Below are 19,931 nucleotides of genomic sequence, written 5' to 3' on the forward strand. Positions count from 1 at the left end.
ACCCGAGCGCATCACCGACAGCTGTGCGCTCGTCTGCCTATCTCAGTTGGTGTCCGCGCAGGTCGATCCCGAGCCGCGCGGGTGCGCCGCGCGCTAGTTCGCCGAAAACCCCAGCGAGGCCAGCAGCCCGTCCAGAGCCACCGCCATGTCGGGTTCCTCGATGCGCATCAAAACCGAGTCGTCGACGTCGGCCAGGTCGAGGGAATCGTCGTTGGCGAGCCGGAACTCGCGTTCTTCCTCGGCCGCCTCGACGACATTGCGGATGAAACGGCCGTTGCCCGCGAGGTCGACACCGCGGCGAGGCTGGCCGCTCTGATCGGTGCTGTGTGTTTCGTACAGATCCCGGCAGGCGAGGACCAGTCGGTTGAGCGCGCCTTCGGAGAGCGTGGAGTCACGTGACGCCGCGATCACCTCACCGATCTGACCGAGCTCTTCCGGCGTGTAGGACGGAAACTGCAACCGCTTCGAAAAGCGCGATGCCAGACCGTCGTTCGCGGCGAGGAAACGGTCGATCTCGCCGTCGTAGCCGGCGATGATCACCACGAGCCGGTCGCGGTCGTTCTCCATACGGGCCAGCAGGGTGTCCACGGCCTCACGTCCGAAGGCGTCACCGCCGGACAGGCCGGTCTGGATGAGCGTGTAGGCCTCGTCGATGAACAGCACGCCGTCCATCGCGCTGTCGATCACCTTCTCGGTCTTGAGCGCGGTGCCGCCGAGATTCTGGCTGACGAAGTCGACGCGCTTGGCCTCGACGACCTTGTCGGTCTTGAGAATGCCTACGCCGCAATAGATCTTGGCGACGACCCGCGCGATGGTGGTCTTGCCGGTTCCCGGTGGACCGGTGAACGCGAGATGCTGTCCGCGAGGCGCACTCGACAAACCCTTCTCCGCGCGGATCCGGGCCAGCTGGGCGGTGGACTGCAGCTTGGCGACCTGCGTTTTGACCGAGGCCAGCCCGATCTGTTTGGTCAGTTCGGCGCGCGCCTCGGCGAGCACGGACTTGGCCCGATCCTGGATTTGCGCGTCCTCGAGATCGGACATCGACGGCGCCGAGGCCGGATCCCACTTGTCGGTCCTCGCTTCGAGGGCCTCGCGGGTGGTCACCGTGAGCCGGTAGGTCTTGTCCCGCATGGCAGCGGTGTTGGCCTCGAAGTCCGGTGCCTGCGAATAGACCTGCTCGAAAAGTTTCTGCGCTTCCTCGGCCTTGCCGGATTCCCGCAGGCACAGGCCGCGACAGAACATGGCGGTGGTGCGGGCCGCGGGAATGGGGCCCGCCTCGGCTTGCTCGAGCCGCCGGATGGCCTCACCGAACAAACCGAGTTGCGCACAGGCCGAACCGACCATGACGTGCGCGCCCGCGGCCAGATACGGGTCGTCCCATTCGGCGGATCCTGGCAGCACCGACATCACGTCGGACCAGCGTTGCGTCTGGTAGTGCAGGACGCCGCGGATGTAGGCGCAGATCCGGTCGTCGGCGAGTTTGTCGGGATCGGCCGGTTTCGCGACCCGATGCGCGGCCAGTTCGTCGAGGACCCGCTCGGCGTCGCCGTACTGCTTGTCCGCGATCAGATGTGCCGCGTAGGCGAGCCAGATCTCGGTGAAGCTCGACAGCGGGTAGTCGATGTAGAGACCGGGTGTGAACCGGCCCGCGAGCTGACGCGGCGCCAAACCGACCCTGCGCTGCTCGCGATTGAGTGAAATGGTGCTCGTCCGGTGCAGATTGACGAGTACTTCCTGGGTGAGTTCGCCTGCGGCGGCGCGGCCCAGCCAGGCGTCGCACATTCCGTCGTCCCATTCGGTGGCTCGCGTGAATGCCAATCTCGCGTACTCGAGGTCGCGGCTGGATTCCTGTCCGTCGATGCTCAGGCCGAGCGATAGGACCCCCGCGTCGAATGCCCGTTGTGCCTGGCGAATATCAGCCATCCGCGCTTCCCCCGAAATCTTTGTTCCCCGTGTAGCTTTCGCCACTGTAGCGTCCGAACGTCGTGGCCGTGCACCGACTCGAACGGTCGGATACATTATGAACGATTGCCCGATTCGGGCAAACCTGACATGCAGGGGGAGTAGTTAGCAAGTGTCAGCACAATCGAGCGGTGGCCTGGGAACCACCGAACCCGAATTGTGCCGTGTGTCCGTCATCGGGGGAAACACCCAGCTCGACGTCGGCCTACCGGCAAATGTTCCGATCATCGCATTCATCGACGACCTGGTGGCCCTGATCGAGTCACGGGATCCGCAGCAGCCCGATCAGGAGGACGGCGCGGCGCCGTTGGAGGCGCGTCACCACACGCTCGCCCGGCTCGGCCGCGACGCGCTCGCGCCCAACCAAACACTGTCCGAGGCAGAGGTTTTCGACGGCGAGCTGCTGGTGTTGCGGTCGGTAGCCTCGACCGAATCGCCGGCGTTGTTCGACGATGTCATCGATGCCGTTTCCCGGCTGACCGCCGAGGTGTTCCATGGCTGGTCGGCGGACGCGGCGCGGATGGTCGGCTTGGTTCTCGCCGCGATCGCGATCGTCGCCGGTCTCGGGCTTTCCGCGCTGACCCGTGGCCAGGGGGCCGACCTGATCGCGCCGATCATGCTGGCCGGTGGGGCGATCGGCTCGCTGGTCGCCGCGGTGATCGCTGTGCGCAAGCTCGGTGCCGAGTTCGTCGGCGCCATGCTGGTGCTGTACACGCTGCTGCTGGTTTTCGGGACGGGCGCGCTGATCGTGCCGGGAGCCCTTGGCGCGCCGCACGTTCTGCTCGGCTGCACAGCCACTTTCGTCGCCGCGATCGGCTGCTATCGCCTCGCGCGGGTGGGGACGACGATGATCGCCGCGGCCGGGACCGTGAGTGCGCTCGGTGCCGTTACGGCCGCGGTCCGGTTGTTCTGGGAGCCGAGTCTCGACTCGATCGCCGCCGGACTCGTGGTCGGTGCGACCGTGCTCTTCTCCGCGGCGGCGAGGCTGGCGGCGGGCTTCGCCAAGCTGCCCATCCCACCCGTCCCCACGGCCGGCGCGGCGATCGACCCGGCCGACCACGAGCCGCGCCCGACGATCGAGGGCATCGGCGCGATCGGTGCGACCGTGCTGCCCTCGGCGACCGGCCTCGGCCTCAGAGCCCGATACGCCAACAACTTTCAGACCGGAATCGTCGCCGCCGCCGCGTTCGTCGCGGCAGCGGCCGCAGTCGTCGCGGCCGACCCGTTCGGTGACGCGGGGCGCCCCGGAATCGCCCTGGCGGTTGTCACCGCGACGATCCTCTGCCTGCGTGGCCGCTCGTTCGCGGACCTGGCCCAGGCATGCGTCATGATCACCGCCGGTTGCCTGAGCTTCATCGCGCTGATCGTCACGCTGGCGCTCGGCGACTCGGACATGCTGCTGACCTCGGTCGGGTTGCTGTTGTTGTTCGCGATCGGCTCGGTGGTATTCGGTGTCCTCGGGCCGCACACCGAGGCGACCCCGCCGACACAGCGCGCCATCGAGATCTTCGAGTACATCCTGATCATCTCGATGGTGCCGCTGGTGGTGTGGATCATGGATGTGTATTCGATCGCCCGAAATCTATGACGCGCCGAGTACCCGCACGCCGCACAAGAGTGCGAATGATTTGTGCGGCAGCACTTCTCGTGGCATCGACACCGATCGTGGCGCAGCTCGGCGGACAGCAGGCCGCCGCCGCACCGCTGTTGCCGACGATTCTGCCGCCCGGAATCGACTCCGCCGCGCTCGGTGTCGCCCAGGACATCAGCGGACGGGCCGCACCGCTCGAACCGACGGAGCAGCGAACGGTCTGCGCTCAGCCCCGCCTGATCGGCTCACCGCCGAAGGAAGCACCTGTCGCGCAACGTGTGCTCGACCTCGAGTCGGCCTGGCAGTTCAGTCGAGGTGCCGGTCAGAAGGTCGCTGTCATCGATACGGGAGTCAATCGGCATCCGCGTCTGCCAGCCCTGCAGAGCGGTGGGGACTATGTCGCCGATTCCGACGGAACAGTGGACTGCGACGGTCACGGCACCCTGGTCGCGGGCATCATCGCCGCGCGGCCGAGCCCGGACGACGCCTTCGTCGGGGTGGCGCCCGAGGCCGAGATCCTGGCCATCAGGCAGCTCAGTCTCGCGTACCAGGCCAAGAACAAGCGGGGCGACCCGCCACCGGGCACCATCGACGACTCCGGCTACGGAAACGTGCTCACGCTGGCGGGGGCGGTCGTGCGCGCTGTCGATTTCGGTGCGACGGTCATCAATATCTCCGAGGTCGCCTGTGCGGAGGCCGGTAGCGACACCGCCGACGGCGCGCTCGGTGCCGCCGTTCGTTACGCCTACGAGCGCAATGTGGTGGTGGTCGCGGCCGCCGGAAATGTGCAGAGCGACGGTGGGTGTGCGGCGCAGAACGACGGCACCGGCTGGGGGAGCGTGAAGACGATCGCGAGCCCGGCCTGGTTCTCGCCGTATGTGCTCGCGGTCGCGTCGGTGGATCCGAGCGGGGCACCGTCGGAGCTGTCGCTCAACGGCCCGTGGATCGGTGTCGCCGCGATCGGCAGGCAGATCGTTTCCCTCGACAGCAAGCCGGGCGGTACCGGATTGGTCGATGCCGTCGAGACATCGGAGGGACCGGCCACGATCGAGGGGACAAGTTTCGCCGCACCTTATGTCGCCGGCCTGGCGGCGCTGGTGCGGGCGAGGTTTCCGCATCTGACTGCGCAGCAGGTCATCGACCGGATCGTCCGGACGGCGCACCAGCCGGGTGCGGGCCGCGACGACCGGATCGGTGCGGGCCTCATCGATCCGACCGCCGCACTGACCGACCAGTTGCCCGATCTCCCGATCAGCGCGAACGCGCAGAGCCCGCAGGCGTATGTGCCGCCGCCGCCACCCGCGGCCGAGAGCCCATGGCCTCGGCGCATCGCTGTCTTCGGGTCGTTGGCCTGCCTGAGCGGTCTGGTGATCGGCTTCGCGGCCGCGGCGCCGTACCGGCGTAGGCAGGCGAATGAGCAACTGCCCGAATTTGATTCGTAACCCGGAGGGGGAACCATGGTTACCGAAGGTTTTGTCAGACGCCCACGGATAGCACCACCGAGGGCACCGGGGGGCGAAGTGACGCTGAGCCCGCCGCCGGAGATCCAGCGACCGATTCCCACCCCGATGCTGCTGAAGCTGATGCCGGTGGTGATGGTCGTCGCGGTGGTCGGCATGCTCGCGATGTTCGTGATGATGGGCCGCAACCTGCTGGCCAATCCCATGATGATGATGTTTCCGATGATGATGCTGATGTCCATGGTCGGCATGTTCGCGGGCATGGGACGCGGCGGCGGCCCGAAGGCGGCCGGTGAGCTCAACGAGGAGCGTAAGGACTATTTCCGTTACCTCGACCAGATCCGCAAAGACGTGCGCCGGACGGGTAACAAGCAGCTGGAAACCCTGATCTGGAGCCATCCGGCCCCCGCCGACCTGCGGTCGCTGCTCGGCACCCGGCGGATGTGGGAGCGCAGGCCCAACGACCCCGATTTCGGGCACGTTCGGGTCGGCCTGGGCAGTCATCGTCTCGCCACCAAGCTGGCCCGCCCGGAGACCGGTCCACTCGAGGATCTGGAGCCGGTATCGACCGTGGCGTTGCGACGCTTCGTGCGCACCCATTCGGTGGTGCATCTGCTGCCGACCGCGATATCGCTTCGCGCGTTTCCGGCGATCAATGTCGGCGGGTCGATCGAGGACGCCCGTGGCCTGATGCGGGTGGTGCTGATGGAGCTCACCGCTTTCCATGGGCCGGACCACCTGTCTGTCGCCATCGTGTGCGCCGAGGCCGACGGGCCCGCGTGGTCCTGGGCGAAGTGGTTGCCGCATCTGCAGCATCCCACCGTGAAGGACGGAATGGGATCGGCGCGGATGATGTATCAATCCCTCGCCGAACTCGAGACCGCGATGGGCGACGAGCTCCTCGACCGTGGCCGGTTCATGCGCAACTCCCAGGTGCCCGACGGTCGTTCGCATCTCGTGGTCGTCATCGACGACGGGTATGTCAGCGGCTCCGAGCGTCTGATCAGCGAATCGGGCCTGGACGCGGTCACCGTCTTCGACCTGACCGCACCCGAGAACGGTCTGGCCGCTCGACGTGGGTTGCAGCTGGTGGCCGTCGCGGACGAGCTCTTCGCGCGCAGCGCCGCCGGGACGGAGAAATTCGCCACCGCGGATCTGGTCACCGTGGAGGAGGCCGCGACGTTCGCCAGGCACCTGGCCCGGTATCGGCTGGCCACCGCGGCCCAGATTGTCAGCCTCGGCGACAACACGTCGGGGTCGACCGATCCCGGTCTGATGGCCTTGCTGCGGATCCCGGACGCGGCCCAGATCGACCCGGCCCAGGTGTGGCGGCCGCGCACCGGCCGTGAGCGGCTGCGGGTACCGATCGGGATCACACCCGACGGCAGCCCGGTCGAGCTCGACATCAAGGAATCCGCCGAGAACGGTATGGGCCCGCACGGCTTGTGCATCGGTGCCACCGGCTCGGGCAAGTCGGAATTCCTTCGGACGCTGGTGCTTTCGATGGTCACGACACACTCGCCCGACCAGCTGAACCTCGTGCTCGTCGACTTCAAGGGTGGCGCGACCTTCCTCGGCCTCGACCCGCTTCCGCACGTCGCCGCGGTGATCACCAACCTCGAGGACGAACTCGAACTCGTCGACCGCATGAAGGACGCGCTCGCCGGTGAGATGAACCGTCGTCAGGAGCTACTGCGTTCGGCGGGCAACTTCGCCAATGTGAACGACTACGAGAAGGCGCGTGCGGCAGGCCAGCCACTCGACCCACTGCCCGCGCTGTTCGTCGTGGTCGACGAGTTCTCCGAACTGCTCTCGCAGAAGCCGGATTTCGCGGACCTGTTCGTCATGATCGGTCGGCTCGGCCGGTCGCTGCACGTGCACCTACTGCTCGCCTCGCAGCGGTTGGAGGAGAACAAGCTGCGCGGCCTCGATTCACACCTGTCGTACCGGATCGGTCTGCGCACCTTCTCCGCCAACGAATCCCGCGCGGTACTCGGGATCACCGACGCCTATCACCTCCCCGGCGTCCCCGGTTCGGCCTATCTGAAGAGCGACTCGGCGGATCCGTTGCGATTCAACGCGACCTATGTGTCCGGCGCGTATATCGCGCCGCGAACCGTCACGCGTCGATCCAACGGTGAGGTCGTTCTCGACCTGCCCGCCCGCGTTTTCACCGGTGCGCCGGTCGAGTTGCCGGAACTTCCCGAACGGGCACCGGAGCCTGCGGACCTGGACGACCCACTCGGGCTGCCGCCTTCACCGGACGAGGGCGTGCCGGACACATTGCTGCAGGTCGTCGTGAAAAGGCTTGTCGGACACGGCCGCCCGGCGCACGAGGTGTGGCTGCCGCCACTGGAGGAATCACCGTCGGTCGACATGCTGCTGCCCGAACCCGATTGGCGTTCGCCGGTCAACCGCAACGGTCAGCTGGTGATGCCGATCGGCATCATCGACAAGCCGTACGAACAGCGCCGTGACGTGCTCACGCTCAATCTCGCAGGCGCCCAAGGCAATATCGCGGTGGTCGGTGGCCCGCAGTCGGGCAAGTCGACCACCCTGCGCACCATCATCATGGCCGCGGCCGCCACACATTCACCGGTACAGGTGCAGTTCTATTGCCTGGACTTCGGTGGCGGCAGCCTGGCCGGTCTGGTCGGACTTCCCCACGTGGGCTCGGTGGCGAGCAGGCAAGACGTCGACCTGGTCCGGCGCACCATCGCCGAACTGAGCACGCTGGCCCGCCAGCGCGAGGAACGGTTCAGCGCGCTGCGGATCGAATCGATGGCGGACTTCCGGCGGCGGAAGTTCTCCGCGCTCGCCGCGAACGGTGGGGTGCTGCCCGCCGACCACCCGCTCGCCGACGACCTGTTCGGCGACGTGTTCCTCGTCATCGACGGCTGGAGCGTGATCCGCGAGGAGTTCGAGTCGCTGGAGACCCAGATCAACGGCCTCGCCGAGCGCGGGCTCTCCTACGGCATCCACGTGATCATCGCCGCTTCTCGCTGGGCGCAGATCCGCCCCGTTGTCAAAGACCAGATCGGCACCCGCATCGAGCTGCGGCTCGGCGACCCGTCCGATTCCGAAATGGGCCGCCGCGCAGCCGTTCTGGTTCCGGTCGGCCGTCCCGGTCGAGGACTAACCGCAGACCAGCTGCACCTGCTGATCGCACTACCTCGCCTGGACTCGGACTCCGACCCGCAGACCGTGTCCGACGGAGCGGCCCGCGCGAAAGCCGACCTCGTCGCGTTGTACGGCGACGTCCGGGCGCCCGCGGTGCGCATGCTGTCACACCAGATCGAGCGCACGGAACTGGTCGACCGAGCCCGCGCCGAGGGCATACAGCTCGGCCCGACCAGGGTGATCGTCGGCATCGGCGAATCCGAACTGCAGCCACTTGTCCTCGACTTCGGCACCGAGCCGCACTTCATGGCCTTCGCCGATGTCGAATCGGGCAAGACGACCCTGCTGCGCAACATCGTGATGGGAATCATCGAGAACTCCACGCCGGAGGCCGCCAAGGTAGTTCTCATCGACTACCGGCGAACGATGCTCGGCGTGGTGGACGAGGCCCACTTGGCCGGTTACTCGTCGACATCGCAGACCGCGGGAACGCTGGTCAAGGAAATCGCGCACTACATGAGCACCCGGCTGCCCGGTGACGACATCACCCCGCAGCAACTGCGCGAACGCAACTGGTGGACCGGGCCCGAGTTGTATGTCGTGGTAGACGATTACGACATGGTGGCCGGTGCCAGCCCAGCCTCAGACCCGCTGGCTCCCTTGCTGGAGTACTTGCCCCAGGCGCGTGACATCGGACTGCACCTGGTCATCGCCCGCCGTGCCGGTGGTGTCTCGCGAGCATTGTTCGCCGGCGTGCTCGGTGCAATGAAGAACATGTCGGTCGACGCGTTGGTGATGAGTGGTCCACGAGACGAGGGGCGGATCTTCGGCGATGTGCGCCCGTCCAAGCTGCCGCCCGGACGCGGCATTCTTGTCTCGCGTACGCGTGGGGAAGAGATGATTCAGATCGCACATCTGCCGCCGTTGTAAGCAGAGGCACAGGTGACGTGCCGTCAACCAGTTCGCCACCGAGCGGCCTGGCACGCCCGGATAGCGATGCGGCCGAGCGAAATTCATGGCTCGGTGATCACCGTGAGGGCACGCTGTGCGGTCTCGTCATCGACCTCAGCGACTCGGAATCCGTGGTCGATGGCGTGCTGGATCAGCCCGGGTTCCGGGGGGAACCTGTGTTTGCGCAGGTAATGCGGAACGGCGCCGGACCAAATCCAGGTGCCGTCGGTATGGAAATTCAAGGGGACATCGTGGTCGCCGGGGACGAATTCATCGGCGTCGAAACTGCGGGCGGACAGAATGATCGGGGCTGACTCGAGGTAGGTCAGCAGGGGTGTGAGGATCTCGTGGGGCACGGGTGGTCGGTCGGCGACAGGCCTGCCGTCGGCGCCACGTCCGTCGTAGACGTGTGCCAGACGCGGAACGCCGACTCCTGATGTCCGGAGCCGTGCGACGACTTCCCTGGCGTGCGACAGTCTGTCGTCGTCGACGGCGATTGGGGGAAACTCGTTGTCGATGATGTGTCGCTTGAGTTCGCGGGCCGGTGGAAAGCCGTGCTTGCGAAAGTAGTGGGGGACGGCGCCGGCCCAGATCCAGGCTCCGTCGGTGCGGTAGTTCAGCGGTACGTCGAATGCGCCCGGCGCGAATTCGTCCTCGCCGAACCCCGGTTCCGACCAGATGATGGGGGCGGATTCCAGGTAGTTCAGAAGGGGTTGGTGCAGCTTCTTCAGCAGCGGGCGTCGGTGCAATGGGCGACCACCCTCTTCGTGCCCGTCGAAGACCGGGGCGACACGGGGAGATTCGGTGAAGGCTCTGCGCCGCTCGGCGCGTATGTCGGCCTTCTGGTGCCACGTGGATTCCAGCTCCGTCCGCTGGACGAAGAACTCCACTTCGAGATCTTCCGGCCACAGCGAGCGGTCCGAGCTCAGACCGTTTCGTTCGACGAAGTCCGCAAAATGATCCGACATCGCCTTGTCGCGCTCGGCGATGAATTCCAGGTCGTCAGAGTCCATGGTTCAACTCGATCCTGCCCCACCATTCGGAGCCTCGTAAGATTCGCTTTCCAAGCGTTCCGTCGTCGCCTGCCAGATCGGCGATCTCCCTCGGCTTGGGGTAGTGGTCGATATCGCCGGTACGGGTGGAGAGTCGCTTCGTCATCTCATCCAAGACCACCTGTTCCGCAGGTGAGCACCGAGGGTAGACGGAGCGAATTCTTTTCAATATGTTCTGGATCGAACTCTTCAACTTGCTGGGTGACGGATCGAAGAGAAAGTCTCGCCGGGCCCACACGTAGCCGCCCTCGCTCAGCCCCGCCTTTATTTCGACAACATCCAGTTCGGAGCGTCGGTAGTATGCGTTCATGGCAAGCGTGTAGTGGCCGGCGAACCCCTTGCCTCGAGCGGAATCGTTCAGCTTGATGAGCTGGTGGAAGAGGACTAGTTCTCCATCGTCGTTGAGATAGATGAAGTATTCGATTCTGCCGATATTCCCGGATTCGGGGTCGTGGACCGTGGCTTTCACATCGAATCGAGCCTCCATAGTGGGGAGGTTGGCGACATCATGATATTCGGCTTCATCGATCCGCACGTCGAAGGGCCCGTAACGGCCGTTCATCGCGGAGAGGATGCTCATGAGCTCGTCGTCGCTCGATCCCTCGACGAAATCACGCAGCGGCGGCATCGCGGAGAGGTCGGGTGCGACGTAGTCCACAGCCGCCGATTCGGCGACGGTCGGCGCCGCTGACAGGGTGAACGGCACATCGGCCGGCGGCTGCTGCGTCGCATTCGTCGGCTCGGCGACCGACTGCGAGGTGCTCGACTCGCGGCTCGGGTGCTCAGGTGTGGCGGCGGGCGAGGGCTGGTGGGGGTCTGTGGTGGCAGTCTCGGTCGAGGCATCCTGTGCAGACCCGGGTCGACTGCGGAAGCGGTCGCGCCAACCGCGCTCACGGGCACTGTTCGGGTCGAGTGACGAGCGGTCCGTCGCAGGGGTTCTGGGCGCGAAGCCGTCAGTGGTGGTGCGTGTGGTTGTGCCGTCGGGGTGATGGGTTATCCATTGGCCATCGGGTGGGATGCGCGGGCGGCGGTTGCCGGTCGAGTCGATCTCGAAGCCGCTGGTGTAGACGCGGCCATGTTCGTCGGTCCATGCGCGGGCTGTCGGTGCCAGGACGTCTGTGCCCAGATGGGCAGCCAGGCAGGCGGCTTCGGTGTCTGATCCGTACTGTGCGTGGGCTTCGGCGACGAGGGGACTCAGTACACGACTGTCCCGTGGGTCGGCCAACTGCTCTCGCTGTGGTTCCGCATGCGTATCCACGCTGCCGCGTGTGCCGATTCCTCGCATGTCGGTCGGTGATGACCGGTGCGCTGGTCGATCAGCATCGAGTACTCCGTCACCGGTGCCTTCGGTGACTCCAGGGACTCGACCCGGATCAGGTATTCCAGCTCGGCCGGATCGTGTCGCCGCAGCGTCAGACGCAACCGGACGCGGTGCGGGTAGATCTGCACCCCGGTCGGCGGCATACCCGATCTCATCGATTCTCGGTAACTCTCGGCCACCGCTCGCTCCGACCAACTCGGATACTGGAGGATCTGCCGAGTCCGGTTGTCCAGCACCAGCATCGGTAGGCTCATGTACTCCTCGTCCGCGAGTTCCTGGTCCGTCGGTTCCGGTGAGGCGATCCAGCCGAACTCCGCCGGGACGAGCTGCCATTTCCGGCCGTGGCCAAGTGCTGTCGACAGGTAGGTCTCGGCTTCGGCCTCGGTTCGGATCGGTTTCGGCACGGTAGATGCTCCCGTCGGGTCGCAGGACGATGACTCGTAGTTGGCCGGCATCGGAGAGAAACTTCGCCGACGGATGGTCGTCGGTGGCACCCGACTGCGGATCCCACCACACCGGGCCGTCGGCTTCGAGCGGGAACACGACGGTACTGGCATGTCCACCTTTGAGAACTCGGCTGCCGTCGGACCGGAACGCCCGCCGGCCGGCCCCGTCGATCCGTTGCCAGCGGGTGGCGACGAATGCGGCGGAGCCGGGCCCGAGTTCGGTGATCAGGTCGTGCAATTGCTGATAGTGCTCGGTGACATCGAGCGCGGGGTCGAAGTGCAGCAGCTCCGCGCCGACCCATTGCGCGACCCGCTGTGGACTCTCCCCGCTGGTGTAGCCCTGGGTGCCGTCCGAGCGGAGCTGGATCTCACGAGGGAAGGCGACTGTCGGTCGTCCGAAGAACGACGACAGGCCTGCCATCACACATTCGACGCAGTTGGTGAAGCGACCCGGAACCGACATGCCACCGTCGTTGATCGGCACCGGATCGGACCGCGGATCGAATCCGGCTCTACCGCCCGCTGTTCGCTCCACCGCTTCCTGATATGCCGCCGTTTCCAACGGCGCTATGCGTCCCGGTCCGAACTCCCGGGTTCCGGCTATATCGGGCAGGGGTGAGGCGCCAGGGGCGAGGTCGTGCCGATCGGCTGTATCTTCGGCCGGCGCGTATTGATCGCCACGATCTAGATCTCCAGTACGCCCGTCTCCGGCCAGTCGCCCGTCCGGGCTCGCTGCTCCAGAATCCAATCCGCTGCTCGAGTGTCGAGAAGCGACGTCGGGCTGTATTCCGAGTCCAGCTTGTCGATCGTCAGCAGGTATCCCGGGGCCGGTGCGCTGTCCTCGGACAGGGACTGAAGCCGGATCAGGTAGCGGACCTGCATTATTTCGTTGGACGTCAGTTGCAGGTGTACCCGCGTGAGCGGTGGATACAGCTGGTGCCCCGGTAGTGGTGCCCCGGTTTTCATCGCCTCGATGTATCGGTCGATCAAGGGATTCTTCGCCGAGCTCGGAAGGCTGGTGATCACTCCGGTTCGGGAGTTCAGAATGAATCGGGGAGTTCCGGCCGGCATGTCCAGTGGGTCCGCCGGGGTCGGCAGTACCAACGTCGCTATCCAGCCGTACTCGAACGGGTAGACCGACACGGGGTCGGTGAGCCGCAGAGCTCGGATAATGTACTGCTGGGCTTCCTCCGGCGTTCGGATCGGTGTATTCAAGTGCGGCTGTCCCATCGGGTAGTAGCGGAATGGCGGTCAGGATTCGCGCGTTCTCGACGTATTTGCTCGGGGGCCGATCCCAGGTGGCTTGTTCCTGCGGGCACCACCACACCGGATGGGGCGCGTCGAGGGGATATACAACGAGGAGGGCGTGGCCGATGAGGACGGGGGTTCCGTCCGCGCGGTACTCCAGATTGCCGTCCTGGTCCGTGTCCTGCCAACCGACGAACACTGGTGCGGCGGAACCGGGCCCGAGTTCGGCTACTTGTCGCTGCAGCATCTCGAACGAAGACGGGTCGATTTCTCGGTTGCCCCATGACATGAGGCCCGCGCGTAACCAATCAGCCATGGTGGCCGCGGTCCCGGCAGCCCTGTCGCCGCGCACGGGCGGCGCGACTTGCGGATCACCGAGAAAAGTCAGCAACGCCGACGCCACAACTGCCCAGCAGTTGCCGCCGCGACCGGGCGCGGTGTCGCCGCCAGGGTTGATCAGGTCGGCAACCGCGCTGGTTCGTGGATCGAACCCACGAACATATCCGCCTTCGGGTGCGCGAGCCGCCTGTTCCAGCGCGGCCTGCAGGGACCGACTTTCCAGTGGCGCCAGCGTTTCTCGCCCCCTGGTGGTCATGAACGCGTAGTGGGCGTCCGGGACCGCCAGCCGGAGGCCGCCCAACCGGGCTTCCCTCGTCAGTGCCTCGACATCACCCTCGTCGACGGTGAGCCCATTCGACATGGAGCTTGTCGGAGGCAGGCCGAGGTGATCGCGTAGGGCGACTGCGAGCAGCCGCGCGGCGTCGCCGATATCGGTCGTCTCGGCAGGTAGACCGAGGCGCAGGTGCGCGGTGGGCGAATCGACCGGGTCCAGAGTGAACTGATAGGGCTCGCCAGTGAGTGGTGAATACCATTTTCCGGGCCCGAAAACGATGCTCTGGGCCGCGTCCACGATCGACTGGGCCAGTTCGCCGGACTCGGACGGATCCAGCTCGAGTCGCAGCCGGATGCGCAGTTCGAAAGCTGCGTCGTCGTTGGTCGGCCCGCGGATGATGTCGTAGTGCGGACCGGTGATCACCGCAGGGGCCGTGGGTGTCACGGCCACAGTGGTGTGAGTGATCGATGGCGACCCGCCCGAGTTCGGGCCTCTGACCGGAGTATCGAGTCCATCGTCGCGTGTGCCGCCGCGAAGCTCGGCGTCGACGACATGCACCTGGCCGTGTTCGTCGACGAAGACACGTTGGAAAAGAAGCTGTTCACCGCGTGCTAGTCGTTGCCGATGGTCCTTGGCCGACAGGGCGCTCAGGTGTGGATCGGCTCCCTCGAAGGTGACCAGTATGCGGCCGGGCGCCCCCGGCAGTACACCGATCCCTTGGACAGCCTGGGTGACGCCTGCCGCGGCGAGGACATCGGCGATGGCCAGTTCAGTGGCCGCGTCCGACAATCGTTGGGCTTCGGCGCGCGCCGAGAGGTAGGACGAGAGATGCTCTGCCGCTGCTCTTTTCAGCGAGTTGAGGGCGCGGATTTCCTGATAGAGGGCAATCTGGTCGGCCTGCGGTGCACCGTCGCGGCCGACTGCTTCCCGCGCTGCGGCGATCGCCGTCTCGATGTGCTGATCGATCCGGTCGCGGGTGACGCGTGGCCCGGTTGCCGTAGCGCCGTTGTCGAGTGCGCTGTGAATTCCGGTGAGTGCGTCAGCGGCCGACTTCGCGCGCCGTATCGCCCGGGCGGCCTGGGCGGTCTGGTCGGTGATCGTCGCGGCGACCTGCGGTGAGGTCGTGTGCGGACGGGGGGTGCCGTAGAACCAGGTGGCGTCCGGTGCGCGAGAAATCTCGTGGGCTTGTTGCTCCTGTGCGACCGTTGCGGTGAATTCGTGTACGACGTCGGAAAGTTCGGCGGTCAGATGCGCACCTGCCTGCACAGGCCGGACATCGGGGCCTTCGGCCATTTCCGACACGGCCGACTGGCGGGCGGCCGCGAGTCGGGCGATCGCCTGCTGTCGAGCCTCTTCGATCCGCTCTGCGAACGCGGGATCGACCACGAATTGCCTGACGGAAGATGTTGCGGTAAGCGCGATCTCGTCGATCCGGCGGCGCGCGCTTCCTTCGATGACGTCGAGGCGCTCATTGGCGGTGCGATACCGTCCGTCCTCGCGCGGCACCTGCCAATCGACCAGGTGCGGTCGTCCCGCGTCGTCGAGTACTACCCGCTTGAAAGTGATCTCGGTGTCGGCGTCTGTGAGTCCACGCCAGCCTTGGTCGTCTACGAGGGGCTCGGTTGCGGAGTTCGTGCTCAGGACGAGCGCGCGAGGGACGTCTCCGTCGATGATGCCGATCCGGTCGGCAAGCACCCGTGCGCCGGCTGCCCGTAATGCCTCGCCTGCGGCGACGTCGTGCAGTTGACGACGAAGCTCGCGTTCAGCGGCGCGTGCATCCAGGTAGCGGGTGAGCTGTTGCTCGACATCGGCCCGGACGCCTGCCAGGCGCTCGTGCTCCCGGTCGCGCGCCAAGCACTCCCAGACCGAGCGCACCATGTCGTCCGGGCCGGTCGGCACGGTGTTCGGTTCCGGTTCCGGGCGCGTCAGCTCGGCATCGATGTGGTCGATGACACTGCGACCGAGTGCGCGCGGGCTCGGGCCCGGTGTCACCGGACCGGCTACCGCAGCGGCGATCTCGGAAATTCGGGCGGCGGCCCTGCGCTGCTCGGCTTCGGCCGCCTCGGCCCGCGCCAGGAGGCCGGATAGCGACGCTGTCGGTCTCGCCCCGGGCTCGGACGGGATCGCTGGTGTCGGATCCGGTGCGGTAGCCCGCCGTGAGAGGGGGAGTGGTGAACTCGGGGCCTCGAGCGGTTGAGGCGCGTATTTGATGTCGATGCGCCACGGCGCGGCAGGCGGACGATGGTTGTTCCAGTCGAAGCCTTGACCGATGGCGTGCCGATCAGCCTCGCGCCACAGCGCGTCCGGGTTCTCGGCGAGATACCGGCTGCCGGCCGAGCTGTTGCGGAGCAGCAGGATGTCCTCGTCCACCGGTACGCCGTACGCGAGCCGAATCCAGGCTTCCGCGATATCCGCGACGGCGTCCATTCGCTGCCGCACCGGATCTCCGGTACGACGATCGATCGCCAGATGCAGATCGCGCATCAGATAGTTCTTGATCTGCGTGATCTCGCTGTGCGAGAAGGTCGACCCGGCGAGGCGATCGGCAACCGTACCGGCGATACTCGTTTCGCGATGGACGATGGCGTCGACGATGTCCGGCGCTTGCTCGCGGAAGTCCTCGTGTAGTTGTTCGGCGACCCAGTCGGTGAGTTTCGCGAGGGTTTCGTCGTTGGCTCGGCCGAAGTCAGGATTCAGCCGTGCGATGGTCGCCTGTACTTTGTCGATGACCTTGTCCGCGTGCCGGATTCGATAATCCTCGTCGCGTGCCGCGAGGTTGGCGACGATGCGATCGATATCGTGATCGCCGGCACGGAATCGACGATATTCCGTATCCGCCCATTCCTGGACACGAGCCCATGCCTGTTGTTCCGCACGCTCGCGCTCTTGCAGCGGGATGGACGGCGGATCGAGGACCGTGGCGTGCTCGGCTGCGTCCCACTGATGGATACGCGGCTGGACATCGATGGGCGGCCGGTAGTCGGGGTTGGTTCTGCGTGCGAACCAACTCAGCTGACGGTGCCATTTGAAGGTGACCATCAGTCGCGCGGGATTGAGCGGATCGCGACGCAGCCGCATTCCCGCGAACACGCCGACCGTCTCCAGCACCAGGCGGGCGGCGTTGTAGAGCAGGCCGTCGATGGGTGACGAGTAGACATCCATCGGTACTTCGAAGTGATCCGGCGCGCCCGGCAGGGCAGGCGTGAGCTCGGTGAATACGTGTCCCGGTGGGAGCGTTTCGAAATTGCCGAGCACCGACGTCTGGAGCGGATCCATCGCCCAGCCGGTGATTCCCTTCGGCGGCTCCTTGGTCGGGTCGCGTTCCTTGCCGTCGCCGAACCACTCCGGTTCGCGGCTGTGGCCCGTCGTCCACGGCTTGGTCTCGTCGACGAACCGATGATTGCCGGTGGCGTCGAGCCAGCCGACGATCGTCGCGGGCATGTGCTGGGCGAGGCGGGTTCGTTGTGGCTCGGCGATGAGCCGCTGCGGGGACGGCACGTCGGCGAGTCGCCACCCGCCGTTGTCGTCGGCGAGTACGCGCTTGAACTCGATACTCGTGGCGGGCGTACGAAATGCGATCGCCGCCGCCGGGGACCGGAGGAGGGCCGATTCGAGGGCTGTGTCCAACTCGTGCAGCGGGGTGTCCGATGCCTCGCGGGCGGCGAACACGATCAGGCGTGGGGTCTCACCGGGGACGAGGCCGACGCGCTCGGTGAGCATCCGACCGCCCTGCTCGAGCACCTCGGATCGGCCCGCACCGCGCAGCAGTGACATCTGGTCGAGAACGCGGCCGATCGCGTTCTCGGCCAGTTCGACTCGGTGCGTGGCCTCGGCGAGCAGCTCGGTGAGGTGCTGACGTCCCAGCGGCCCGATGTTGTCCTCGGCCAGTCGGGCTGTGATGTCGTCGCGCATGACCCGGTACGGTTCGACGGCAACAGTGGCCTCGACCCGCGCCAGGGCCAGGGCATCCAGTTCCGTGAGCACCGCGGGGGAGATCGCTGTGTCGTTGGTTTCGCCGGTCGACTCGAAGATCCGTCGGCTGTAAGCCGACCAGTCCCAGTCCAGTTTGACCACTCGCCACGCGGCCGCCTGAAGTTTGGCGATCTCCTTGCGCCGGTCGATCAAGGTCTCCTCCGAGACCTCCTCGGCGACGGTGTAGTCGTCGAGGTCCACTCGCGCACCGACGTACTCGCGACCGACGATGCTGTCGGACAGCCGGCGAATGGTCGTCTCGATATTGCTCGCGCTCAGGGCTTGCGCGGGGTCATCGATCCCGAAGCGTTCGGCCCGCTCGTCCCGCTTGATCCGTTGCAGGTGACGCTCGTGATTGAGCGCGTCGCGTTGGCTGACCAGATTCTCGACCGCGTCGGCGTGACTCGCATCCGGGTCGGCACTCGACAGTGGCCCGGCCTCGATCCAGGCCGCCACGTCGGCGGCGGTCTCAGTGCGGAGGACTCGGATATGAGCTGCCGAATCGGCGAGCAGGACGCGGAGAAATTCGACCCGGGTGTCGGGACGTGCCAGCGCGGCGGACAACTCTGGGCTGCTCGTCAGAGCTTTGGTAAGCAATTGCTGCATCCGTGATCGGTCCGGGATGTCGCCGTTGGCGAGAAGCAGGATCCGGGTCGGCTCGGAACGCAGCAGCGCGACGCGCTCGGTCACCAACTCCGCACCGATCGCGGTGAGATAGTCGGCGCCTGCGAGTGCGGCGGCCGCCGCGGTCTTGACCGCGGCCTGTTGGATGCGCGGATCGTCGTAGGCGAGCGCCGACTCGGTGCGCATCGTATCCATCAGCTGGCCACGTTCTCGCGCAAGCGATTCGACACGACGCAGTGTCTGTTCGGAGAGATCGAATCGGATCGAGTGGAGGCCGGGTTCGATGCCTGTGTCCGCGCGCGCAGGATCTGGCAGGCTGCCGCTCTCCGGTCGGGCGGGTTGGGATGGAGTCGTGCCCGGTTCAGGGGTACGACGATCTCCGGCTACGTTGTCGTCGAGCTGGTTTCGCTCGGCCCGATGTGTTCGATGATCGTCGGGGTTCGGTTGTTCCGCTCGGCCGGCGCCGTCGTCATCGATTCGGCCGTGGGCAGGTACGTGTATGTCGGCTGGTTCGACCCTTGCACCGGGTGGAGCTGTGGGTTCGGGCGTCGTAGCCGGTTCTGATCGTGGTGTGGTGGTGGGCGGCGTCGGCGGGACGCGATTCTCGGTGTCGTCGATGATCGCGGGATCGGATGAGCTGGTGGGGGATTCGATTTCCGTCGCCTGTGCCTGCAGAGGGACGTCGATCGGGGTGGTGTTCGCTCCCGCGAGCGGTTCTGGCACCCGTCCACCACGCGACGCTGAGTCGACGGTGGACGCTGGTATCGGGTTCGGCGTGGTATCGGGAGTGGCGCCCGGGCGGGATGGTCTGCGTCGAATACGTGCCTCGGGGGCCGATCCGCCGCTGGGTGTGGGCGTTGCGGGAGACTTCGTCTGCGTCGACCCTGCGACCGTTGCTGCGGGCGGTGCGCCGACCTGAGGTGCGGAACTCTGTTTGATCGCTGTTGTCGCAGTGGGCGTGCTCGGTTCTGCGGACGAGGGTGTATCGGCCTGAACCGGTGTGGAATCGACGCCCGTGGCGGGCATCGCACCGCTGGTGGTCGTCGGTGCCGAGTCTCCGACGTCGCTGGTGACAGCGGATTCGGCCGTCACGCCCGGCGAGGTGGGAGCGCCGTTGTCCGGTTCCGTCGTCGTGCCGCTTGGCGAGCCGGAACCGGTCGTCTCGTTTGCTGGATGGGTGGGCGAGTCGCCTGCGACGGGGTTTGTGGTGGTCTCGGCCGATGCTGTGCCGATTTGTGGGGTAGCCGTGGGGGATTGGATGGACTCGGCGGTGGGTCCGGCAGCGATGGATGGTTCGGTCGCGGCGTCTGTGCCGAGTCCGGCTGGGACGGTGGCTGCTTGTTCGGCGGGTTGGCTGGTATGTGATGTGGAGGACGAGTTCTGAACGGATTCGGCGGGATCGGCTGTCGATGAGGCGCTGGCATCGGTGGTGTCGGTGTCGTTCGTGGTGTCGGCGGTGCCCGATCCTGCGCCGTTGCCGTTGCCGTTGCCTGTGTTTGTTTCGGTGTTGTTCGTAGGGCTGGGGTTTCCCGTGCGGGTGGTGTTGCCGGTGTAGTTCATGGGTCCGGCGT

8 protein-coding genes are annotated in these 19,931 nt (G+C 66.3%); 5 read left to right on the forward strand and 3 right to left on the reverse strand.

Annotated elements, in window-relative coordinates; all coding sequences use genetic code 11:
• Positions 1–93: 93 nt before the first annotated feature.
• Entirely contained in the window at positions 94–1,923 is a 1,830-nt protein-coding gene (gene eccA, locus AB0F86_RS20560; RefSeq protein WP_356984983.1) for a type VII secretion AAA-ATPase EccA, read from the reverse strand.
• 151 nt (positions 1,924–2,074) lie between these two features.
• On the opposite strand from eccA, the gene eccD reads away from it, so the two are divergent.
• The 3 genes from eccD to eccCa are packed head-to-tail and all read left to right on the forward strand — an operon-like array spanning position 2,075 to position 9,063.
• Positions 2,075–3,550: a type VII secretion integral membrane protein EccD gene (gene eccD, locus AB0F86_RS20565; protein WP_356984982.1), complete on the forward strand. Its 1,476-nt coding sequence runs from the start codon at positions 2,075–2,077 to the stop codon at positions 3,548–3,550.
• A gap of 59 nt (positions 3,551–3,609) precedes the next feature.
• The gene (mycP, locus tag AB0F86_RS20570) at positions 3,610–4,995 is read left to right on the forward strand and encodes a type VII secretion-associated serine protease mycosin (RefSeq protein WP_356984981.1); all 1,386 of its coding nucleotides are present in this window, start codon (positions 3,610–3,612) and stop codon (positions 4,993–4,995) included.
• A 15-nt stretch (positions 4,996–5,010) separates the two neighbouring features.
• Positions 5,011–9,063: a type VII secretion protein EccCa gene (gene eccCa, locus AB0F86_RS20575; RefSeq protein WP_356984980.1), complete on the forward strand. Its 4,053-nt coding sequence runs from the start codon at positions 5,011–5,013 to the stop codon at positions 9,061–9,063.
• An 83-nt stretch (positions 9,064–9,146) separates the two neighbouring features.
• Here eccCa and AB0F86_RS20580 read toward each other — a convergent pair whose 3' ends face one another.
• Together AB0F86_RS20580 and AB0F86_RS20585 are read right to left on the reverse strand one after the other, a co-directional pair.
• A complete protein-coding gene (locus AB0F86_RS20580) occupies positions 9,147–10,097 on the reverse strand; it encodes a hypothetical protein (RefSeq protein ID WP_225281924.1) in 951 nt (316 codons plus the stop codon).
• On the reverse strand, positions 10,087–17,040 hold the full coding sequence (locus AB0F86_RS20585) for a toxin glutamine deamidase domain-containing protein (RefSeq protein ID WP_356984979.1): 6,954 nt from the start codon (positions 17,038–17,040) through the stop codon (positions 10,087–10,089). Before AB0F86_RS20585 ends, AB0F86_RS20580 begins: the two co-directional genes overlap by 11 nt.
• 120 nt (positions 17,041–17,160) lie before the next feature.
• Here AB0F86_RS20585 and AB0F86_RS20590 point away from each other — a divergent pair, with 120 nt between their 5' ends.
• Together AB0F86_RS20590 and AB0F86_RS20595 are read left to right on the forward strand one after the other, a co-directional pair.
• Entirely contained in the window at positions 17,161–17,535 is a 375-nt protein-coding gene (locus AB0F86_RS20590; RefSeq protein ID WP_357171698.1) for a hypothetical protein, read from the forward strand.
• Between the two features lie 48 nt (positions 17,536–17,583).
• Complete coding sequence (locus tag AB0F86_RS20595; RefSeq protein WP_356984977.1) at positions 17,584–18,348, forward strand: hypothetical protein; 765 nt, start codon at positions 17,584–17,586, stop codon at positions 18,346–18,348.
• Positions 18,349–19,931: the final 1,583 nt, after the last annotated feature.

This window comes from Nocardia sp. NPDC023733 (genome assembly GCF_040639775.1).
In the GTDB taxonomy this organism is placed as follows: domain Bacteria; phylum Actinomycetota; class Actinomycetes; order Mycobacteriales; family Mycobacteriaceae; genus Nocardia; species Nocardia rosealba.

Bases quoted from the DNA above. Each gene is read 5' to 3' on its own strand.
- eccA (WP_356984983.1), bottom strand. From the start codon at position 1,923: ATGGCTGATATTCGCCAGGCACAACGGGCATTCGACGCGGGGGTCCTA.
- eccCa (WP_356984980.1), top strand. From the start codon at position 5,011: ATGGTTACCGAAGGTTTTGTCAGACGCCCACGGATAGCACCACCGAGG.
- AB0F86_RS20580 (WP_225281924.1), bottom strand. From the start codon at position 10,097: ATGGACTCTGACGACCTGGAATTCATCGCCGAGCGCGACAAGGCGATG.
- AB0F86_RS20585 (WP_356984979.1), bottom strand. From the start codon at position 17,040: ATGGATCCGCTCCAGACGTCGGTGCTCGGCAATTTCGAAACGCTCCCA.
- AB0F86_RS20590 (WP_357171698.1), top strand. From the start codon at position 17,161: ATGATTGCCGGTGGCGTCGAGCCAGCCGACGATCGTCGCGGGCATGTG.